This window comes from Bremerella sp. TYQ1 (assembly GCF_020150455.1).
Lineage (GTDB): Bacteria > Planctomycetota > Planctomycetia > Pirellulales > Pirellulaceae > Bremerella > Bremerella volcania_A.
Map to the genome: position 1 here is coordinate 3,750,673 of NZ_CP083740.1, position 19,445 is coordinate 3,770,117.

Here is a 19,445-nt window from a genome sequence, read left to right on the forward strand (position 1 = left end):
CTTGTTCTTTCACCCCCTGACCAACTGCTGGGAGTTCATCATGCAGCGTCCCCTTGCACACACAATCTTGGCCGCCTTGTTGGCTGTCGCCGCTCCGTTGGCCGCTTTCGCCGCCGACGATTCGAAGACCTACACTACGCCTGAAGAAGCCCCTGCTTCCTATAAGCTTCAAGGCGAATACGTTGGCAAAGTCAACGTCGACGGTGCCGAAGTGAAGTATGGCGTTCAAGTGATCGCCCTCGGCAACGACGAATTTGAAGCCGTCACCTACCCAGGCGGTCTGCCCGGCGAAGGCTACTCCGGCGGTAACTACGACGAACTGCTCAAAGCCAAAGCGAAAGCCAACGGCGACTCCATCGAGTTCAAAGGCGAAGGCTTCGTCGCTACGCTTTCCGACGGCGCAATCAATGTCGTCGGCGAAGGTGGCAACAACATCGGCACGCTCGAAAAGGTCGTTCGCAAAAGCCCAACGCTTGGCGCGAAAGCTCCTGAAGGCGCTATCGTTCTGTTCGACGGCACCAGCGCCGATGGTTGGAACAACGGCAAGATCGTCCAGGAAGATCTTCTGCTGGCCGACTGCGAATCGAAAGAGAAGTTTGGCGATCACACGCTGCACCTCGAATTCCGTACGCCCTTCAAGCCCGACGCTCGCGGCCAGGCTCGCGGCAACAGCGGTCTGTACATCCAGAGCCGTTACGAATGCCAGGTTCTCGATTCGTTTGGTCTGACCGGCGCCGACAACGAATGCGGCGGCATCTATAAAGTCTCCAAGCCAAAAGTGAACATGTGCTTCCCGCCACTCACGTGGCAAACCTACGACGTCGACTTCACCGCGGCAAAGTACGATGCTGACGGCAAGAAGACCGACAACGCTCGTGTCACCATCAAGCACAACGGTGTCGTGATTCACAAAGACTTGGAACTGCCAAGCCAAACGCCTGGCCGCCATAAAGAAGGCCCCGAAGCAGATGCCATCTATCTGCAAGGCCACGGCAACCCAGTCGTGTTTCGTAACATCTGGGTTGTGAAGAAGTAACTTCCGCCCACGCAGGAATTCGAGACATGGGAAAACGTCGGCCGGTAGGAGTCTTCTCTCCCAAGGACCTGCTTGCCGACTTTCCCCTCTCGGTTCGTGACTCGGCCGAAACGCTTCGCAAGTTGCTGAAAGAGACCGTCCCCGGCGTGCGTGAAAAAGCATATCCCGGTTGGCGAATCATCGGCTACCGCGATGCGTTTTATTTCGCGTTCATTCAACCGAAAGCGGACCACGTTCGGCTTGGGTTCCAATGGGGCACGCGTCTGCCGGACGAAGATGGTTTGCTCCAAGGCGAAGACCTTTCGCATATTCGCTACGTCCCCTTCGACTCGCCGCTGGATATCCCCACCGAGTCGCTGACCCGCCTGATCCAATACGCCAGCCAACACAAATAATGCATTCCCTTTTACCTGCGAGCCAACCTGCCATGATTCGCGCTTCGATATCGCTTTCGCTCCTGTTGCTCTTCGCGTCGCTGACAGTCGCGCAAGATCCGATCAAGCCCATCCCCAGGCGTTTGCCGGCCAAGAGCGACTACAAGTTGCCGGAGCCGACCAAGAAGAACCTGCAAGACCGTATCGAGGAAGTCGAAAAGTTCTCGGCCCCGATCCAAGACAATCCGTTGTTCGCCGATGTCGACGTCTATCGCAAAGCGGTCGAGTTCGCGCTGAAGCACAACGAGTTCTACGGCGAAGGAGACATCAAGAAGGCCCAGGCCTGTCTGACGATGGCTCGCAACCGCGCCGAAAGCCTCGCCAAGGGGGACACGCCCTGGAAAGATCAAACCGGCTTGGTCGTGCGTGGGTACACCAGCAGTATCGACGGCAGCTCGCAGCCGTACGGCCTGGTGATTCCGAAAGACCTTGATCTATCGAAACCGCAGCCACTCTACATTTGGCTGCATGGCCGCGGCGACAAAGCGACCGATATGCACTTCATTCACGAGCGCTCCACGAAGACCGGGCAAATCTCGCCCGACGATGCGATCGTGTTGCATCCTTTCGGTCGTCAATGTATCGGTTTCAAATCGGCTGGCGAAATTGACGTGCTCGATGCGATTGAAGCAGTCAAACAGCAGTACAACATCGACGATCGTCGCATCGTGCTGATGGGCTTCTCGATGGGTGGCGCCGGATGCTGGCACATCGGTGCCCACTACGCCGACGACTTCGTCGCCATGAGCCCCGGCGCCGGCTTTGCCGAAACGGCGCGTTATCAGAAACTGAAAAAAGAAGACTACCCTGCTCCGTACGAACAAACGCTTTGGAAGGTGTACGACGTTCCGAATTACACCACCAACTTGTTCAATCTTCCCGTGGTTGCTTACAGCGGCGAGAACGACAAGCAAATCCAAGCGGCACGCGTGATGGAAGAAGCATTCGAGAAGGAGGGCCAAAAGCTGACCCACCTGATCGGTCCCAAGATGGGGCACAAGTACGCTCCGGAAACGCTCGAACAAATCTTGGCCATGGTCAAAGCGGCTCGCGAAGAAGGCCAAGCCGAATATCCCCAAAACGTCACCATCCAAACGCCGACACTTCGCTACGGCAAGATGCACTGGGTCGAACTGCTTGAACTGACGCGTCACTGGGAAGATTCCCGCGTCGGGGCTTTGTGGAAGTCGGATGACGAACTTTACATCGTCACGCGAAACGTCGCGAAAATGAAGATCGATCCCGGTACACACCAGAAGTTCAACATCGAGATCGACGGCGAAGAGTTCGATGTCGCCCTCGACGGTCAAGACGCTATCATCCTCTCGAAGAAAGACGGCCAGTGGCAAGTCATCTTGAACGACACGCCATCAGACGAACTCGTCAAATCGCCAGGCCTGCAAGGTCCCATCGACGACGCGTTGATGTCTCCTTTCTTGGTCGTTCTGCCATCCGGCAAAGCATCCAACAAACAGGTTCAGCGTTGGATTGATTTCGAGGTGAAGCACTTAGCCGATCGTTGGCAAGCACTCTTCCGCGGTAAGCTTCGCACGAAGCTCGACAAAGACGTCACCGACGAAGACATCCAAAACTACAACCTGATTTGTTTCGGTACGCCGGAAAGCAATTCGGTGATCGGCAAAACGATCGGCAAGTTGCCACTAAGCTGGGACGAGAAAGAAATCTCGCTCGGCAAGCATCAAGTCGACGCCGCGAACCACGTTCCGCTGATGATCTACCCTAACCCACTCAATCAGCAGAAGTATGTGGTTCTTAACAGTGGTCCGACGTTCCGCGAAAACCATGATCGGACCAACAGTCTGCAGAACCCCAAGCTGCCTGACTGGGCGTTGATCGACATTCGCCAAGACCCGGACGGCAATGCGCCTGGCAAAGTTGTTGCAGCCGACTTCTTCGACGAAGCCTGGCAACCATAATCGCGATTACGAAGGCATTCGAACCGCACGTCGCAAGTGCGGTTCGAAGTCTTCCAGCGGCGGCGTTTTCATCTCTGGGTCTTTCGCCGTATCGTCCCAACCCCGCAGCTCGATCGCCGCTTGATAGTGGGGATTGCTCTCGAACTGGACCACCTCTTCCGCGTTCATGGGTCCACCTTGCAGCCGCAAGCTAAGCTGCGACGGCTCGCTTAACGTTTCGTGATACCCTTCTCGCGCGGCACACAAATACCGTTTCGCATCGACGTGCATCCGAACTGGCTCGTACGTCTCTGGGCCAAAATAAGACTTCAAAAAGTGAAATCCAATGTTCTCGTGATGATCGTCGATCCCTTGCTCCGGAGCATCCTCCGGCAAGTCATGCAGCAGATGGCCAACATCGTGCAGCAGTGCCGCCGAGATCAACTCCGACGTCGCGTTACTTTCCAAAGCCAATGTGGCGGCCTGAAGCGCGTGTTCTAATTGAGTCACTGCTTCGCTGCCATATTCGGAATCGCCTCGCGTTCGAAACAGTTCGAGAATGGCTGCTACGACATCGGACGAATCGCCCTTCTTCAAATCGCTTAGTACGCTCACCGCGTTCTCCACCAAGGTTTTGAGGGGGATGCTGGATACGCACTATGGATACACGCATCGTGACTCACAGTCAACATGCGGTTGCCAGTGGAGAAGCAGGAGGATTCGCCCCTGACAGCTACGGCCGTAAAGAGAATACGATCGTTTTAGTTCAAGAAGTCTTCGCTGCGATGTCCATCCTGTTCAGGATGTTCAACATCTTGAGGCGATTCGACGTTTGGATCGTCGTCGGCAAAAGAGGCGCCGATTTCATAGCAAAGTTCGTTCAAACGGCGGCAACGGATCACGGTGCATGTCAAACGCTGAGCCGAAGTCCACAGGGTAATCTGCTCGCCGGGGTAGAGCTCGGTATCGTGCAGAAAGCGGATTCCTGTCGATGAAATATCTACGGAGTAGCCTACGACGTACTGATGATTTCGGGGTACGGAAGGAAGCGACGCGAACGACTCAATCAGCAGTTTGCCAGGGCAATACATGCGCGTCGTGCGGCGCATGTCGAGTGCTTGCGCCGGCAGCACACCGCGGCGGTTTTCCAAGTCGGCAAATTGATCCGGCAGCTGAATTCGACAACGCAGCCGGTCCAAGAGCAGCTTCATTTTTTGAGAATAGACTGTTTCCAGCATCGATACATTTCCTGATCCAAGCCGACCGACAAATGTTGGTCCATCATCTTGACCGCTTCATTTAGCGAATATCGCTGGCGATACGGCCGATGACTGATGAGCGATTCAAACACATTCACAACACTGCACAGACGCGCCCAAGGGTGAATCTCGTCCCCCATCGCGCCAACAGGGTACCCTTTGCCATTTACGCGTTCGTGATGTTGATAGACGACCATCAACTGGGCGAATGAAACATCGACGCGTTGTGCCAACCGGCGAAAGCCAAGGGCCGGATGCTTTTGGGCGATTCGTTGTTCGCGGCGCTGCAGACGATCGTTCTTGGAAAGGATCCGCTCGCTGACCGAGAGCTTTCCGACATCGTGCAGAATGCCAGAGGCCGCCACCGAAGGAAGTTCGTCGTCGCCCACAAGTCGCAGCTCGCGAGCGAGGGCAACCATCATGTATGAAACATTTAGCGAGTGCGTCACCGTTTGATAATCGTGATGCAGCAGCGAAACCAAGTCTCCCGCAGTCATGTCGTCGCGACACAACAGACGTACCGCGAGTGCCGAGATCGTTCCGGCCCCACGCATCACTTCTTCGGTATCGTCCGACTCGAACGCCGAAGCAAGAATGCCTTCGACGACGACGTTGAGTTTCTGGAAACGATCCTTAAGCGAAATCGTTTCATCCCGAATCAGAAGGTCAAGCTTCCTGCGGATCAGACGCTGCATGTCGTCGTGATCAATATCGGAAGCGTACAGCCAGTTCGTTTTCGAGGCGACCAATCGCTGCAAGTCTTCCGGCAGCATTGGTAACGTGGCGGCCCGATAAAGTCGGAATCGCCCGCTTTCTTTATCCTTGCAATACAGATCTACGGCAGGCACCTCTTCCGCGGACAACAGTCCTACCGGAATGGGTGTATAGCCAAGGCATTGCGTCGCAATGGTCGAAGAAGATGCCATGTCACTTGTGAATGCAGTGCTGCCAGGTAAGCCGGTCTGGCCCATGCAGATCGGCAATCATTACGCTGCTAAAGAGTAGGTCACAGCGCTGCCTGAGTACTGTTGAAGATAGTCATCTCCCCCACAGCTTGCGGGAAACCCACCTGCAGGATGGCGAAGGGGTCTGCCTGGCGCGATGATGACAGTTATGAGAGCAAGCAGTGATCGCCGGTGTGCGCGTTTCTAGTTCGCTTGGCAAAGACGCCGCTGCACATTTAACGCAAAGAGGCCGTCTACTGCCCAAGCACCAACTGATTGCCCAGGACCAGCTCGATCGCCAAACGGCAAAGCATGAACAGGACGACAACAAAAATGCCCCACGTCAGGCATTGGTTCATCCGATCGATTCGCGTCATGCCGAGCATGTCGATCCAAGAAGGAGGTGGCAGGCTCTTCACAAAACTGGGCGTCACCTTCCACAACGGCTTGATCGCCTGCATCCCAGCCAGCCACCAGCTCGGAAGCCGCAACCAACGAAAGGGACGAACGCTGGTTTCAGTTTGCCCGTGCCCGGCTTTGGTTTCGGTGAAATGCCCTTGAATCCATTTGCCCATCGCGAAGTACCAGCTATGTGGCTCTTCGCCAATGGGACTGTAGGGGCCCATGTATTCGTCCAACTTGGGCGTGCGTCGAAACACCGTGTTGGCCGCTTCCAACTTATGAATGCTTCGCGTCAACGCGATTCGCTGCCAGACGCACAGGATCATCGCAAGAATTGTCGCGTAAAACAAAATGCCATCGACACCGCCGATGGCCAGGTACGCCCACGTGGCCGGTTTATCCAGACCGCTCACCAAAGGCCGATAGTATTCTTCGTACCGGAATTCCAGGAACTCCTGCAGTTCGTACCCGGTATGTGGCACTTTAAAAAAGTTCGCCGAGATCTCTTCCAGCCGCGCAGGTACCGAAGGTTCGATCAGGTCTTTCGGCGACTTGAAATAGTTTCCAAAACCAAACGGGACTGCCCATAAGCAAAAGATCAGCGCGACGAGTCCCAACCGCTGCCAGGTATACGTCTGCAAAAGCCGCGTCCAGGGATCGTTCGCTTTGGCGTCGAACTCGCCCCCGGTCACGAATGTCTGATCGAGCAGCAGCCCGTGGGTTCCCTTGAGGTTGCAATCGCCAAGGTTGGCCTGACGCAAAATGGCCGCGGTGAAGTCTGCCCCTTCGCAGTCCGCGCCATGGGCGGTCGCTCCGTGCAGATTGGCTCGCTGCAGCTCGGCATCTTTCAGGCTCGCGTTCTGCAGATTCGCATAGTTCAAATCTGCTTCGATCAAGTTCGCTTTGTCGAGGCACGTCGACTCGAAGATCGCGTCGGCCAGGTTCGCTCGAAAGAAACTCGCCCCAGCCATATCGGCTCGGCTGAAATCGGAACCGGCCAGCTTCGCCCGTTCAAACGAAGTTACGTGACAACGCGCTTCCTTCAGCTTGGCGGAAGTTAAAACGGCTTCGTCCAAGTTGGCTTGATCGAGCGTGGCTGAACGCAAATTGGCATGATCAAGATTGGCATCTTTCAGCAGCACCCCCGTCATGTCGGCATCGGCGAAGTCGCCAAAGGAAAGATTCGCCTCTTCCAGGATGGCCCCTGCCAGGCGTGCTCCACGAAAATCGCTGGCCGCAATGGTCGCGTCCCGCAGTACGGCCCCTTCCAAATGGATCCCTCGCAAGTCGACGCTTCGCAGCGAAACGCCCTCTAAGTGAACCACTTTGTCTTGCGGCTGGTCCCCTTCCAAGGCATCGTGACGCCACTGGTTCCAAGCCTGAAAACGCTCGGGATCGGTGTTCGGTTTGCGGAGGCCAGTTTCCAGATGAACGAGGTGAACCCAGTCGCCAGTGAAGTTAGGGTGCTTATTGCGCAAGTCGACCAACGTTTCAGGCGTCAATTTGCCCTCGTTGTAGGCCGTCTTGGACACGGAAGCGGATTCCGCAACAATTACCGGTGGCTGCGACTTATTCATCAGAGCGATTGCGGTGAACGGGCTTTCAGACCCCACTATGGTGTCAATTCCTTAAAGAGCCACCAAGATACGGGCATCGCGCAAGGTTCGATAGTCGCACTGTGTGAAGATCGTGTTACGACTTATTTGAAACCCTTAACTGATCGATAAACTGCGACCGTGCCCCCCGTCATCAACATTCAAAACGCCACGAAGCGATTCGGTCATAAAGTACTCTTGGACAGCGCCACTGCGGCCATTACGGACGACCACAAAGTTGGCCTGGTCGGCCGCAACGGTGCCGGCAAGTCGACTTTATGCCGTGCCATTCTCGGAGACGAAGAACTCGAAAAGGGAGAAGTCGTCCTCCACCCTAAAACACGGCTAGGCTATCTCCGCCAGCACGATCCCTTCCAGGAAGGCGAAACGGTAGTCGGCTTCCTGATGCGCGACAGTAACCAGCCTGACTGGAAGTGTGGCGAAGTCGCGGCTCGCTTTGAAATCAAAGGAGCCATGCTCGACGCCCCGGTTCATAATCTTTCCGGCGGGTGGCAAACGCGTGTGAAGCTGACAGCCTTGCTGCTGCACGACCCCACGTTTCTCATCCTGGACGAACCGACCAACTTCCTCGACATCCGAACGCAGATGCTCTTAGAGCGGTTCCTTAAAAGCTACAAAGGGGGCTACTTGATCGTGTCGCACGATCGTGGCTTCCTGAAGCAGACGTGTAACGAAACGCTCGAGCTCTCACGCGGCAAGCTAACGCTCTACCCCGGCAGCATCGAAGACTACATCGAGTACCGCGAAGAACGAAAACAGCACGACGAACGGGTCAACGCTGCCACCAAAGCGAAAGCCAAACAGCTGCAGCGGTTCATCGATAAGAACCGTGCAGGAGCCAACACGGCCGCCCAGGCCAAGAATAAACAGAAGCAGCTCGACCGGCTTGAAATGATCGAGATCGAAGAAGAGGAAGCGAGTGCCTACATCCGCGTTCCTCAGGTCGATCGCAAAAAGGGAACGGCCGTTCGCTGCGAAGAGCTCGCCATCGGTTATCCTGACCGCACCATTGCCGACGGCATTACGCTCGATATCGAACATGGTGCCAGAGCCGCGGTCGTTGGTGACAACGGCCAAGGAAAAACGACTTTCCTCCGGACGCTCGTCGGTTCGCTGCAGCCGAAAGAAGGGGAAGTCCGCTGGGGGCACAACACCGACATCGGTATTTACGCCCAGCATGTGTATGGCTCGCTGCCTCCTAATGATACCGTCGAAGATTACCTGGTCAGCGTCCGCGATCCTTCGATCAATCATCAGCAAGTGCTTAGCGTCGCCGGTAGTTTTCTGTTCCGTGGCGACGACGTGCAAAAGAAAGTGAAAGTGCTCAGCGGGGGCGAGCGTGCCCGACTTTGCCTCGCTGGACTTTTGTTGGGCAAGTACAACATTTTGATCCTCGACGAACCAGGCAACCACTTGGATGTCGAAACGGTCGACTCGTTGTGCGAAGCGCTCGACGACTACAACGGAACGGTCATCTTCACCAGCCACGATCGTTACTTCGTCCGACGCATCGCGACGCAGATTATCGAAGTCAGCAGCGGCAAAGTGACCCACATCCCCAGCGACTACGAGCATTATCTCTATCGCTTAAGCCAGGAAATCGAACAGGAAGATGGCAACCAGGTCGCCGCTCAAGTTGCCGGCGACGGCCGCGATTCCGACTTGGCCAAAGAAGAACGCAAGCGACGCAACCAAGAGGCCCGCGCCGCACGGAAGGAAGTCAACAAGCTGGAAAGCAAAATCGCCAAGCTCGACGACGAACGCAAGTCGCTCAACGAACAGCTGATGAAAATCACCGACCCCGCCGAAGCCCAAAAAGTGCACGCCAAGTTCACGGAAGTCGCCGACGAGATCTCGGAACTAGAAGCCAAGTGGCTGGAATACCAGGAACAACTGGAAGACTTCGAGGAAGGCTAATTCCATGGGAACTTGGGGAGCGGGGCTGTACGCGAACGACTTTGCCCGTGATTTCAAACCGGCGATCAGCGCAGTAGCCAGATTGCCGGTTGAAGTGGAAGAGCTTGTCGAGATCCTGCAAGAGCATTACCCCGAGGCCAGCCAAACCGAAGGGCACGAAGAGTACACAACATTCTGGTTGGTCCTCGCCGACCAGTTTCACAAACGCGGCATCACCTCCCAGGATGTCGTTAAAAAGGCGATGCACATCATCGACTCCGGCATGGACTTAGAACATCCTTGCCATCAAGAGTTCAGTAAGTCGGACTTAAAGCAACGGGAAAAGAAGCTGGCCGAACTTCGCACGCGGCTTGCCCAACCTTTGGAAACGAAGGCCCGCAAAACGCTTGCGAAACCCCAGCCATTGCTGATGCAGCCAGGCGAAGTGTTGATCTTTCCTCGCAACCCACAGAAGGGCTGCTTTAATCCTTATTTCAATAAGCCCGAGAGGGAACAAGTGGGCTGGGGTGCCTGCTGCATTCTCAAAAGCCATCATGTCTTTGGCTACCTGGCCTGCTATCATCCACTGGTTCTCGCTGCCGATTGGGATGCGGACGAAGCACCTTCGTTCGATCATTTGCAGACGGAATCTCCCTGGGAACTCCGCCGCCCTGGCACTTGCTCTAAGACGCATTACAAACGCATGCAACTGCAGTCGGTCGGCATCATCGACATCTCCCCCAAGCAGCTTAAAGCGATGGAAAAGAGCATGCGTGACGGCCGCTATCAAGCCGTTAACAATATCTCGATCAGCAACTCGCTAAGCCGCCACATGGGCAAACCCGACGCGATACTCTCTTCGCTAAAGGAATTGATGGCTTGATGCCCGGAAACTGCGTTGAACGCTATCGATGCGAGCCTCCAATTCAAGTAGCTGTCGTTAAATGGCGTTGCCCAGGAAGCAAACAAGAGGCAGATCGCTTAAGCCGAAAGCCACACGACGCAGCCATCTGACTCAGACAGAAAGCTATCTGCCTCCCTACTCAAAGCGGCCACGGCTATTCCCCTGCTGGAATTTCAGGCTCGACCAAATGGGCCAGCTGCACGAGCGATTCCTGCCAGCCGAGGTAGCACATTTCCGCGGGGATCGCCGCAGGCAGGCCTTCGTGGAGGATCTCGATTTCGGTGCCGCAGCTGACTTTGTTGAGTGTGATCGTCTTCGTCATATCAGCTGCCAATGCGGCATCGTCGAATTGATCGGCCAGGCGAATCAATTTCCCCGGTACCAATTCCACAAAGCGGCTTTCAAACGAGTGGCTCTGCCCTGCTCCAAAATTGGTGAACGACATATGATAGCCGCCGCCGACGCTCGGATCGAAGCGGTCGATCTTCCCCAAAAAACCATACGGCGGCAGCCAACGACATAACGCATCGGGATCGATGAATGCCTTGTAAACGCGATCGGCCGGGGCACGCAAAACGCGATGAAGTCGGACGGTATTCGATGCTTGAGACATACGACGTTTCTCCTGCGAGGTAGATAGTTAAGAGCTTTCACGAAGTAGTCGCCCCAGCTCAGTCCGATTCGACATCCCCATCCAAAATTTTCCGCCTCGCGATTACTTCGCTTCATTCCTCGAGATTCTTTCCCACGATTTTCTGGCTTCGGCACCGGCAGACTGATATGCTCAGCGAAAGCGTTTGATTAGCTGCCTAATGTCTTCCGCCGGAGCCGCTTCGCATGAATCGTTTTGTAAGTATCACCCTGGGTGTCGTCATTGTGATCGGAGTGCTTGGTTCGTTGGCCGCGATGCAACCCGAGGCCCCCAGCAAAACTGATTTCCCTCAGCTCGAAGGCAAAGGGGTTTGGCTCGAGCGCAAAGGGTATAAAGAAATCGTCCGCGGCGACCTTCGCGTGGAAACCGTCGGCTCGCATAGCTTTATTATCGTGTCGAACGAATGGGACGAATTGAAATGGGAAGAGTGGTGGCGGCTGGAAGATATCCAAAGCATCAAAGTCTTCCCCACGCTGAAAGAGGCCCAGACGTATCAAACGCGTCTCGAAGAGCACCGCCGCAAGCAAGCCGAAGCACGCGAGCTTGGACGCTTGCTTTCGGAGTAGACATCGTACTGGCTCGGTACTTCGCACGCTAAGCGAATAGAGCAATCTCTATTCGGGGCACTGCTATGCCCCGACGAATATCTCGCGACCATTTCGCCCTCGGACTCCTCATTTCGCAATTCAGGCGAAAAATTCCATTTTCTCTGGGGAATTCCCTTCCGCCTGGGAGAAATCCATCAGACGGACAAAAAACCGTCTCTTTTCATGCTCTATCTATTCTCTTCAATTTGCTGCGAGGTGCTTCAGTGAAACGCCCTATCTCTTTTCGTGGTTTCACGTTAGTGGAATTATTGGTCGTCATTGCGATTATCGGGGTGCTGATCGCCCTGCTTCTTCCTGCGGTGCAACAAGCTCGTGAAGCGGCCCGGCGGATGCAGTGCACCAACAACTTAAAGCAACTGCTGATTGGGCTACACAATTACCACGATCAATTTCTCGCGTTTCCCCCAGGCAGCGTTAATTCGACGGTTCCTCGAAACGGCGGCGGCAGCGGGAACAGCTTCGGGCCGAGCTTCTACGGCATGATGCTTCCCTTCTTCGAGCAAGCCGCGCTGTACGACAGCATGACTTGGGTCGGCGAATCGCCTGGCTATATCGCCGAAGGTTCCGGCAGTGCAGGCGATGCGAACCGTCCTTTCGTGCAGCAAGCCGGTGCAATCACCGTCATGCGTTGCCCTTCCTCGAGTGGTCCCCTAAGGGGCGGCGATAACTTCTGCCCTCAAGCCCACTACGCCGGCGTTTCTGGGTGTGCGGAACCAACTTCGTTCACTGAAAACCGTATCTCAACGGTCACCGTTGCCGGGCAACCGACACTCGTTTCCGGAGGTGGCATGATGTTGCCGAACTATTCGACTGGCTTCCAGTCGTGCACCGATGGTTCCTCCAACACGATCATCCTGGGTGAGATCTCCGGTCGCCTGAAGCGGCTTGATGGTGCGTACTCGGAGCTTGCAGCAGCAGGTACCACGCATGGCTGGCTGATGGGCAACCGCGTCACCGGTTACCCGCCGAATCTCGACAATGGCTCCAACAGCGACCAGCGCTGCTTCAACTTGACCACGGTGCGTTATTCGCCCAATGCCGATCCGTTCGCCTATCAGTTGTTCCCCGGCATGGCCAGCAACGTCGGTGCGAACAATCCTCTTTCGTCCAACCATCCTGGCGGCGTGAATGTCGGCCTGGCCGATGGTTCGATTCACTTCTTCACCGACACGATGGCCTTGGAAGCGCTGAAGAAGATGGCCACGCGTGACGACGGCCAGGTCTTCGATCGTGGCTAAACCTCGGCGAACGTTTCAGCACACCACCACTTTGAACTGATGAACTTGGATTTGCGAATCATGCGCGGTAGTAAGATATGGGGCGTCCTGCTGGGCGCCATGCTTCTAGGCTGCTCCGGCGGTGGGCCCACTGGGCCGACAGGCACCGTCGAAGGCACATTGACCAACAAGGGCAAAAACCTTTCGCCGGAAACGAGTATCGTTTTCATTCACAACGAGAAAGGCACCGCCGCCTATGGCATGTTGGCCGATGATGGTTCGTACAAGCTCTCTTCGTCCGAAGGAGATGCAATTCCGGTCGGCATGTACCGCGTAATGGTACAGCCGCCGGCGAGCACGCTAACCGCCGAAGACGAACCTTCCGCGGAAGAACTGCTCGACAATCCGCAGCTCAGCAAACCGGCGAAGAACCAAAACGAGTTCGCCTTCAAGTATCGCCAACTTTCAACAAGCGGCCTTCAGTTCGAGGTGACCGAAGGCGCCAATCAGATCGATATCGACTTGAAGTAACGCGTCTCACCAGATCGATCTCAACAACCGCCGGGCAAGCCTCAGTTGTACCACACAGCAAAAAGGCCCCGTCCTCTTTTATCTCGGATAGGATTTATGGCGCAGGGCGCAATAAGCAACTAACCTGTTTTATCCAGAGGCTACAACCAAACGCGGAATCCATAGCTGAGCATGATTCTATCGAAGACCAATTCACCTATGATGCCTACGAGCAAGACTGAAACGAAACCAATCTTGGCGGTCAGCGTATGCTTCTCACCATAGTCGTAGAATTTTTCGTTCAAAACGACGTAATGCCGTAATGATCTACCCATTAGTAACATGGCGAGTCCCATTACTAGGCACCCGCTAAGCATTCCGGTTAAACCAGGGTAAACGCCAACCCGCTCCGCTCCTTTTTGAGCCTCGAAAATTGGCCTGAGAGTTACAAGATACAATCCCACGGGGGCAATTACGGCAATCAATACCCCTAAACATCGAGCTTCCCAACCGTGCCAGCGATTATTGTTGAACATGGAGTTATCCCACTAATTTATTCCTGCGTCAGTAACCTAACGTGTGCGAAATCGCTTGACTCTCTTTAACATACACTTTCGGCAGGGCGTATCCTAAAGGAGATTTGCGATGCGACATCATGGATCGGCGGTTGAGTTGGAAGCCAGGGTGCCATCCACTTCTCTTTCTGTGTTAGTCGGTGATGTCTGTTTGTGGGTTTGACTGCCTGAGCCATTCCACGTCATCTCGAGACAGTGAGGATTCTTCCAGGTTCAATAGCCTTAACTCGCAACTCTTCACCATACTGTCCAGTAGGTCTCTATCCATTACTTCACACTCAAGACAATGCACTTCACGCACACCGGGAAGCCCGACAATGCTATCGACCAATTCCTCATTAACACTGACCCGGTAGAAATAGAGATCTTCTAGATAACCGCAATCACCACTATTCGGAATGGAGATCAACGTCCCAGGCTCATCGCATATGACCATAAGCATCTGCAAGCTAGACAGCTTATGCAACGCGGAAATAACTGACTGGCTACGACTGCTGGCGTCACGTAATTCAACGCACCAAATGTGTGAATTACTCGCGAAAGATTCTTCCCAAGCGGCATCTTCTTCGTAATTTGAAATAGATATTTCGGTGGCGTAAAAGCCAATCCCAAGAGGCTCGAAGCACCAAGACAAAAAGGAAGGTCCGCCATACCTCGTTTCATGGACCTGCACGCCATTCTTTTTTAGTGCGTCCATTGCATAAGATGCCTGCATTGAATAGCCGCTTGTCACACCTAAAACGACGCAAGTTAGCAGCAAGACAACAAAGAGAGTTCTGATGCTGAATTTCAAGTCCACGAATTGCACCATTTCCAATTGTTGAATGCGATACTAAAGCCCTGACTTTTCTTAGCCCAGCGATAGCCCTCGCGGACACGTTTTCACTGTCATCCTTAGGGCTTGTCTTTCCGCAGCACTATCAATGCCAGCGAGCCTGGCCGTCGCTCAACCAGGTTTACCGTTCTTCCTTTGATCATCGCGGAATCGAAGTACTTCTTAATTTCACTTGCCTGGGACGCGTCTGAAAACTCGATTCGGAACGTCCTACGGGAAGTTGCGAGTACTTTCAGATCGTCATAAATCTCGTGAAGATCCGCGACGACGAAATTGCTTGGCTTTCGATTTGTCCATGACTCGGCAGCCCCGCTCGGCATAAAAGGCCCAAAGCTCACATAGATCGCCTTATCGCTATAGGAAACCGCGCCCCCATGACTCAGAACCGCTTCAACCGACCGCTCAAAAGGGTCGTGGAAGTACCAGGCACACATCGCTGCCAAGACAGCCGTTATCAGCAATAACGCCTTCAGAGATATTTGGAATTTCGCGATCGAAATCATACTTCGACCTATTACGAGCATGAAGATGGCTATCCGACAAAGACGCCGGTAGCCATTCTACGTCACTACCCGTGTAAATAGGAATCTCCCAGTTGCGGAGCCCCCAAAGTAAAAGATGCCACGGTATGACAGATCAGGATCGCGAGCGAGTGTTCGTAAAATCGTTGCCAGCGTTGCGTGGCACGCTTGACATCAGATTCGACTGAGCGTGCCACCCGGAGTCACCTTCTCATGCACCAGGTCGCGAAACGCGAAAAAACGATTCCATACAGGATCCACGGCAACCCAACAACTATTGCATAGACTGCGAGGGCCACGAAATTTGAAGAGTACTCAAAACTGTCAAACCACACGCTCCAAGGAAGATCAGCTAGAAAAAACGGAAGCCACACTAACATGCCGCTGTCCGCATGCGGCCCACCAATTGCCACAGGGTTTAAAAGTAAGCCATATACCAGCACTAGAGCTAGGCGAAAACCGTATATCATCAACCCACATGCAACATGCCACTTAAGGCTGCTGTTATCGCAACTTGCTTCTTCTGTCTTCTTTTTCTGGGATCGATTGCAATTTGGCGAACCGTAGGGATTGTCGTCCATAGTAGCTTTATCATAATCGCATCCGTTATTCCAGATACACTAATATTGGAGTTAAAAGGGGGACGGGGGGCTTTTTGACTGAGTAGGGTGCATCGCAGTCGAACAACGGACAGGGATCTTTAACTGTGCCTACCGAATAAGACCCCGTCCCCTTTTATTTCCCCTCGGTGCTAGGAGCGATTTCGGAAGGTTGTTGATCGTCAATTTTACGATAATTCTTGGAAAGCCACACGATCGCAGGCTCGTACTCTTCAATCTTGCGGCCTAGCCTTCTGGCCTGGGCGATTTCCCACTCCAATGCGTCCGCGATGTCTTCTCCTTTATCATCTTGGATACTTGGGTCTGCGCCAGCTTCCAACAACGTGACGCACAGACGAGGTGCATTGTGAACGGCCCAATGACATGGGGTGTAACCATACGCGCCCTGGGTATTCACTTCGATCCCCAGTTCTAGCATCACATCGATGTCCTCCTTATTGGCGGGGCATGGCATTCTGCTAAGCACAAGGTGCAGCAAACTGTTTCCGCCGATAGTCGCCTGATTCGGGTCGTCAGAAAATGGTAGTGCCGCCACGCAATATTGCGGATAAAGACACTGAATGCTGGTGAAAAAAATATTGGAACCTTCGATAAAGCTGACATCATACGCTTTGCACGGTACGTCTTCCTTGAGCATTTGATCTGGGTTGGCTCCATATTCAAGTAGGAGTCGAAATGCTTCCATATTGCGCTCGGCGAATGCCCAATGTAGCAGAGTGAATCCGTACTTCCCCCCTGCGTTGATATCCGGTGATCGCTTGAGCAATTCCTCAAGTTTTGTTTGATCTCGTGCAGTAACAGCCTGGCAAATTTGAACAAATTCTCCATCTTGGAAAAAGTCCTTCGGCTCCCATTTTTCCGCTTGAACGATTGTGTACCTCTCTTTTCGGACCTTCACCGGCGAATTAACAGGACTTGGTGCTAGGGCTGTTTTCTTTTCTTGACATCCGGCGGTAAGCATCACCACGAAAAGAATCCCAAGCATCCAAGTTGAGATTGCAGGAACTGAATGGTTAGTCCTCCGATGTGCCATCGTCGTAACAATTAACTCCCGTTGATTCTTCATATGGAAATGCATAAATAATATTGCCAATTGAATCCGCATAAACCACTTTTCTTAGTACATCATCCTGAAATGAATATACAATGCAGGATAACAACAGGGGACGGGGAGCTTTTGTGGATCGCCAAGCAACGCTCCCATCCCCTAGCCAAAGGCAAAGCGGCACACGACATTCTCAAACGTGCCATCCTATCGAAAAAGCCCCCGCCCCCTTTTGTGCCCACCGCATCAAGTCTTATTTTTTTCGCGAGGTGATATCGTCACCAGCGTTGAGTGCCACCCAGCCCACTCTCTTAACGGTTCGCCGGAAGTACTTCCTCTATGACCTTATTGTCTTCTGAACAGATATAAGCAGGGCAATCAAAATTGGCCGCTACCATACCAGCAAGAATTGACGACAATTTAAGGATCACATCATCCTCCGAATGCGTACACCTCGACATGGGCACACACAGCGAAATATCTAATACTAGGTCTTTACCTCCTAGCATTGGATCTAGTTCGGGGTCATAGTAAAATATTTTTGAAAGTGTTGCTTGCACCCCCATCGATGAGAAAATGAAATACTCATCGTAGACTGACGACACTGCCTTTTTTGTTTTCACATGGAATAGCTGGGCAAGCATTTCCTGTGCCTGTTCAAGAGTTCCTGCAAAACCGAACCGAATTCTAACCACTTTTGACATGACATCGCCTCTGACTAGCCGTTGCGTGTCGTGATGGCACTTACAGATTACGAGATTTGTCGGCAATACCTCTTCCATGACCTCGTTATCTTCCGAACAGACGTAGACGGGGCAATCCATGCAGGCCGCCGTCATAAGGGCGAGTATTATTGCGTACTCGAAAACCACGTCAGCATTGTCGTATAAATTGCCTGTCATCGAGGCATATATATTTATACTTATAACTGCATCGTTCCTGCTCAGTCGCGGGTCCCAGTCGGGATCGAAAAAGTCCCACTTGTATACCGATCCTTCTATTCCCATTGATTTAAAATAATAGACTGTGCTGCCATCTAGCGATGTGCCCCTTTGTAGCGGACTGTTGAATAGGTGCGATAGCCTCTCTTGCACCCGTTCGAGTGGGCTGTTGCAGTCGAAACGGATCTTTCGAGTTATTGGCATATAAGTTCCTTCAACTTACCAGTCACCCAGTCCGCCCCATTTCCAGTGACTGGGGTGTTCGTATTCCAATAGATAATTTTGTCGCACTTTCTTTAGGAAGAAGCCATCCCCAAATATCTCAATTGCATTCAGAGGTCCTCCACCTTCTGTCGAGTTCTTGAAGCGACGAATAAAAGACGGCGGGAGTCTTTTCGACTGAGTGATACAGCTGAGGTTATCAATCGTCTGTCACTTTGCCTTTGGCCGTTGTCCTGAAACGCTGCATGGCGATTCCTAAAAAGCCCCCGTCCCCATTTATCATCTCCAGGCTAGGCCTAACAACTATCGCACCAGTTTCTGGATTGCTTCTTTTACTGGGACGTCCCCGTCGGTTAGTTCGATGATCTCGCGGCGGATTTGTGGGGTGTCGATCAGTTCGGCTAACACGGCGGCTACGTTGCCTCGGGCCACGTTGCCATACGGCAAAGCCAAACCGGCGGCGACTTGGCCGTTGCCTTCTTCGGTGACCAACGTGCCAGGCCGGAGGATGACCCAATCGAAGTCGGTGGCGGCCAACGCGTTGTCGGCCATGCGTTTGGTTTTGATGTAATGCTCGAAACCTTCTTTCCGCTCCGCATCGCGGCGAGCATCGGGAAACGCCGAAACGACGTACAGCCGCTTGATGCCGTTCGCTTTCGCGGCATCCATCATCTTGATCACCCCGCCACCGTCGATCGCGGTTGTTCGCTCTGGCCCACTGCCTGCCGCCCCGGCCGAAAAGACCAACACGTCGCAACCCTTGGTCGCTTCGGCCAGCTGTTCGGTGGTTATGTCGATGATATCAGCGAGCACCCCTTTCGCACCTGCCGCTTGCAACTGTTCGGCTTGCTCTGGCTTGCGATGCAGACCTGTCACTTCGTGCCCAGCGGCAACCAACTTCGGCACCAACCGCGACCCAACACCTCCGGTCGAACCAATGATAAAGACGTGACTCATCGCTTCTCCTTCTGCTCGAAACGTTCTCAGGCATCGCCCAAAATCAGACGACGATGCGTTGTCTCACCATAACGGCTCTCGCACCGTCAAGCCACACCTGGCAATGCTACGGCTGCTGGCCGAGCAGAAGTTGCCGAAAAGATCGTCTGGAAGTGGAAGCGTTTCGTGGCGTGCCCCTATTGTACGCAAGTATGCGCACACTTTGCCAAAAGTATTTACGACCTTTTGATCAATACCGCGCGGAGATCACCCTGCGCAAACTCGCCATACTCGCCTGTTTTTCTGCCCATGAAGGACGACAAGACACCGCGATTGAGATCGTTTCCGGCAGGCGA

General features: G+C 53.7%; 19 protein-coding genes. 8 read left to right on the top strand and 11 right to left on the bottom strand.

The window, feature by feature from the left end:
- Positions 1–40: 40 nt before the first annotated feature.
- Genes LA756_RS14895 through LA756_RS14905 form a run of 3 tightly spaced genes read left to right on the top strand, consistent with a single transcriptional unit; the run spans position 41 to position 3,407 of the window.
- A complete protein-coding gene (locus tag LA756_RS14895) occupies positions 41–1,036 on the top strand; it encodes a DUF1080 domain-containing protein (protein WP_224435510.1) in 996 nt (331 codons plus the stop codon).
- A 26-nt stretch (positions 1,037–1,062) separates the two neighbouring features.
- Positions 1,063–1,431, top strand: a complete 369-nt coding sequence (locus tag LA756_RS14900; protein WP_224435511.1) for a DUF1801 domain-containing protein — start codon at positions 1,063–1,065, stop codon at positions 1,429–1,431.
- Between the two features lie 32 nt (positions 1,432–1,463).
- Positions 1,464–3,407, top strand: coding sequence for a prolyl oligopeptidase family serine peptidase (locus LA756_RS14905; RefSeq protein ID WP_224435512.1), 1,944 nt, complete (start codon positions 1,464–1,466; stop codon positions 3,405–3,407).
- A gap of 6 nt (positions 3,408–3,413) precedes the next feature.
- Here the strand turns inward: LA756_RS14905 and LA756_RS14910 are convergent, their stop codons facing one another.
- The 4 genes from LA756_RS14910 to LA756_RS14925 form a co-directional block, all read right to left on the bottom strand.
- Positions 3,414–4,001 carry a phosphonate degradation HD-domain oxygenase gene (locus LA756_RS14910; RefSeq protein ID WP_224435513.1) on the bottom strand — a complete coding sequence of 196 codons (588 nt, stop codon included), beginning with the start codon at positions 3,999–4,001 and terminating at the stop codon, positions 3,414–3,416.
- 146 nt (positions 4,002–4,147) lie between these two features.
- The gene (locus tag LA756_RS14915) at positions 4,148–4,624 is read right to left on the bottom strand and encodes a PilZ domain-containing protein (protein WP_224435514.1); all 477 of its coding nucleotides are present in this window, start codon (positions 4,622–4,624) and stop codon (positions 4,148–4,150) included.
- Positions 4,594–5,571 (bottom strand): HD-GYP domain-containing protein, encoded by a 978-nt coding sequence (locus tag LA756_RS14920; RefSeq protein WP_224435515.1) that lies wholly within the window; start codon positions 5,569–5,571, stop codon positions 4,594–4,596. Before LA756_RS14920 ends, LA756_RS14915 begins: the two co-directional genes overlap by 31 nt.
- Positions 5,572–5,843: 272 nt before the next feature.
- The gene (locus tag LA756_RS14925; RefSeq protein ID WP_224435516.1) at positions 5,844–7,604 is read right to left on the bottom strand and encodes a pentapeptide repeat-containing protein; all 1,761 of its coding nucleotides are present in this window, start codon (positions 7,602–7,604) and stop codon (positions 5,844–5,846) included.
- Between the two features lie 123 nt (positions 7,605–7,727).
- Here LA756_RS14925 and LA756_RS14930 point away from each other — a divergent pair, with 123 nt between their 5' ends.
- Together LA756_RS14930 and LA756_RS14935 are read left to right on the top strand one after the other, a co-directional pair.
- Positions 7,728–9,524, top strand: coding sequence for an ABC-F family ATP-binding cassette domain-containing protein (locus tag LA756_RS14930; protein ID WP_224435517.1), 1,797 nt, complete (start codon positions 7,728–7,730; stop codon positions 9,522–9,524).
- A gap of 4 nt (positions 9,525–9,528) precedes the next feature.
- Entirely contained in the window at positions 9,529–10,386 is an 858-nt protein-coding gene (locus tag LA756_RS14935) for a hypothetical protein (RefSeq protein ID WP_224435518.1), read from the top strand.
- 175 nt (positions 10,387–10,561) lie between these two features.
- Here LA756_RS14935 and LA756_RS14940 read toward each other — a convergent pair whose 3' ends face one another.
- The gene (locus LA756_RS14940; protein ID WP_224435519.1) at positions 10,562–11,020 is read right to left on the bottom strand and encodes an SRPBCC family protein; all 459 of its coding nucleotides are present in this window, start codon (positions 11,018–11,020) and stop codon (positions 10,562–10,564) included.
- Positions 11,021–11,244: 224 nt separating this feature from the next.
- On the opposite strand from LA756_RS14940, the gene LA756_RS14945 reads away from it, so the two are divergent.
- The 3 genes from LA756_RS14945 to LA756_RS14955 all read left to right on the top strand — a co-directional run bounded on the left by LA756_RS14945 (position 11,245) and on the right by LA756_RS14955 (position 13,415).
- Positions 11,245–11,625 (top strand): hypothetical protein, encoded by a 381-nt coding sequence (locus LA756_RS14945; RefSeq protein ID WP_224435520.1) that lies wholly within the window; start codon positions 11,245–11,247, stop codon positions 11,623–11,625.
- Positions 11,626–11,870: 245 nt separating this feature from the next.
- Entirely contained in the window at positions 11,871–12,905 is a 1,035-nt protein-coding gene (locus LA756_RS14950) for a DUF1559 domain-containing protein (RefSeq protein WP_224435521.1), read from the top strand.
- Between the two features lie 60 nt (positions 12,906–12,965).
- Positions 12,966–13,415 (top strand): hypothetical protein, encoded by a 450-nt coding sequence (locus LA756_RS14955; RefSeq protein ID WP_224435522.1) that lies wholly within the window; start codon positions 12,966–12,968, stop codon positions 13,413–13,415.
- Positions 13,416–13,555: 140 nt separating this feature from the next.
- On the opposite strand, the gene LA756_RS14960 is transcribed toward LA756_RS14955, so the two are convergent.
- The 6 genes from LA756_RS14960 to LA756_RS14985 form a co-directional block, all read right to left on the bottom strand.
- Entirely contained in the window at positions 13,556–13,930 is a 375-nt protein-coding gene (locus LA756_RS14960) for a hypothetical protein (protein ID WP_224435523.1), read from the bottom strand.
- A gap of 172 nt (positions 13,931–14,102) precedes the next feature.
- Positions 14,103–14,768 (bottom strand): hypothetical protein, encoded by a 666-nt coding sequence (locus LA756_RS14965; RefSeq protein ID WP_224435524.1) that lies wholly within the window; start codon positions 14,766–14,768, stop codon positions 14,103–14,105.
- A gap of 95 nt (positions 14,769–14,863) precedes the next feature.
- The gene (locus tag LA756_RS14970; protein ID WP_224435525.1) at positions 14,864–15,307 is read right to left on the bottom strand and encodes a hypothetical protein; all 444 of its coding nucleotides are present in this window, start codon (positions 15,305–15,307) and stop codon (positions 14,864–14,866) included.
- A gap of 753 nt (positions 15,308–16,060) precedes the next feature.
- Positions 16,061–17,050, bottom strand: a complete 990-nt coding sequence (locus LA756_RS14975) for an ankyrin repeat domain-containing protein (protein WP_224435526.1) — start codon at positions 17,048–17,050, stop codon at positions 16,061–16,063.
- Positions 17,051–17,301: 251 nt separating this feature from the next.
- Positions 17,302–18,135 carry a hypothetical protein gene (locus LA756_RS14980; protein ID WP_224435527.1) on the bottom strand — a complete coding sequence of 278 codons (834 nt, stop codon included), beginning with the start codon at positions 18,133–18,135 and terminating at the stop codon, positions 17,302–17,304.
- A 321-nt stretch (positions 18,136–18,456) separates the two neighbouring features.
- Complete coding sequence (locus LA756_RS14985; RefSeq protein WP_224435528.1) at positions 18,457–19,110, bottom strand: SDR family oxidoreductase; 654 nt, start codon at positions 19,108–19,110, stop codon at positions 18,457–18,459.
- Positions 19,111–19,445: the final 335 nt, after the last annotated feature.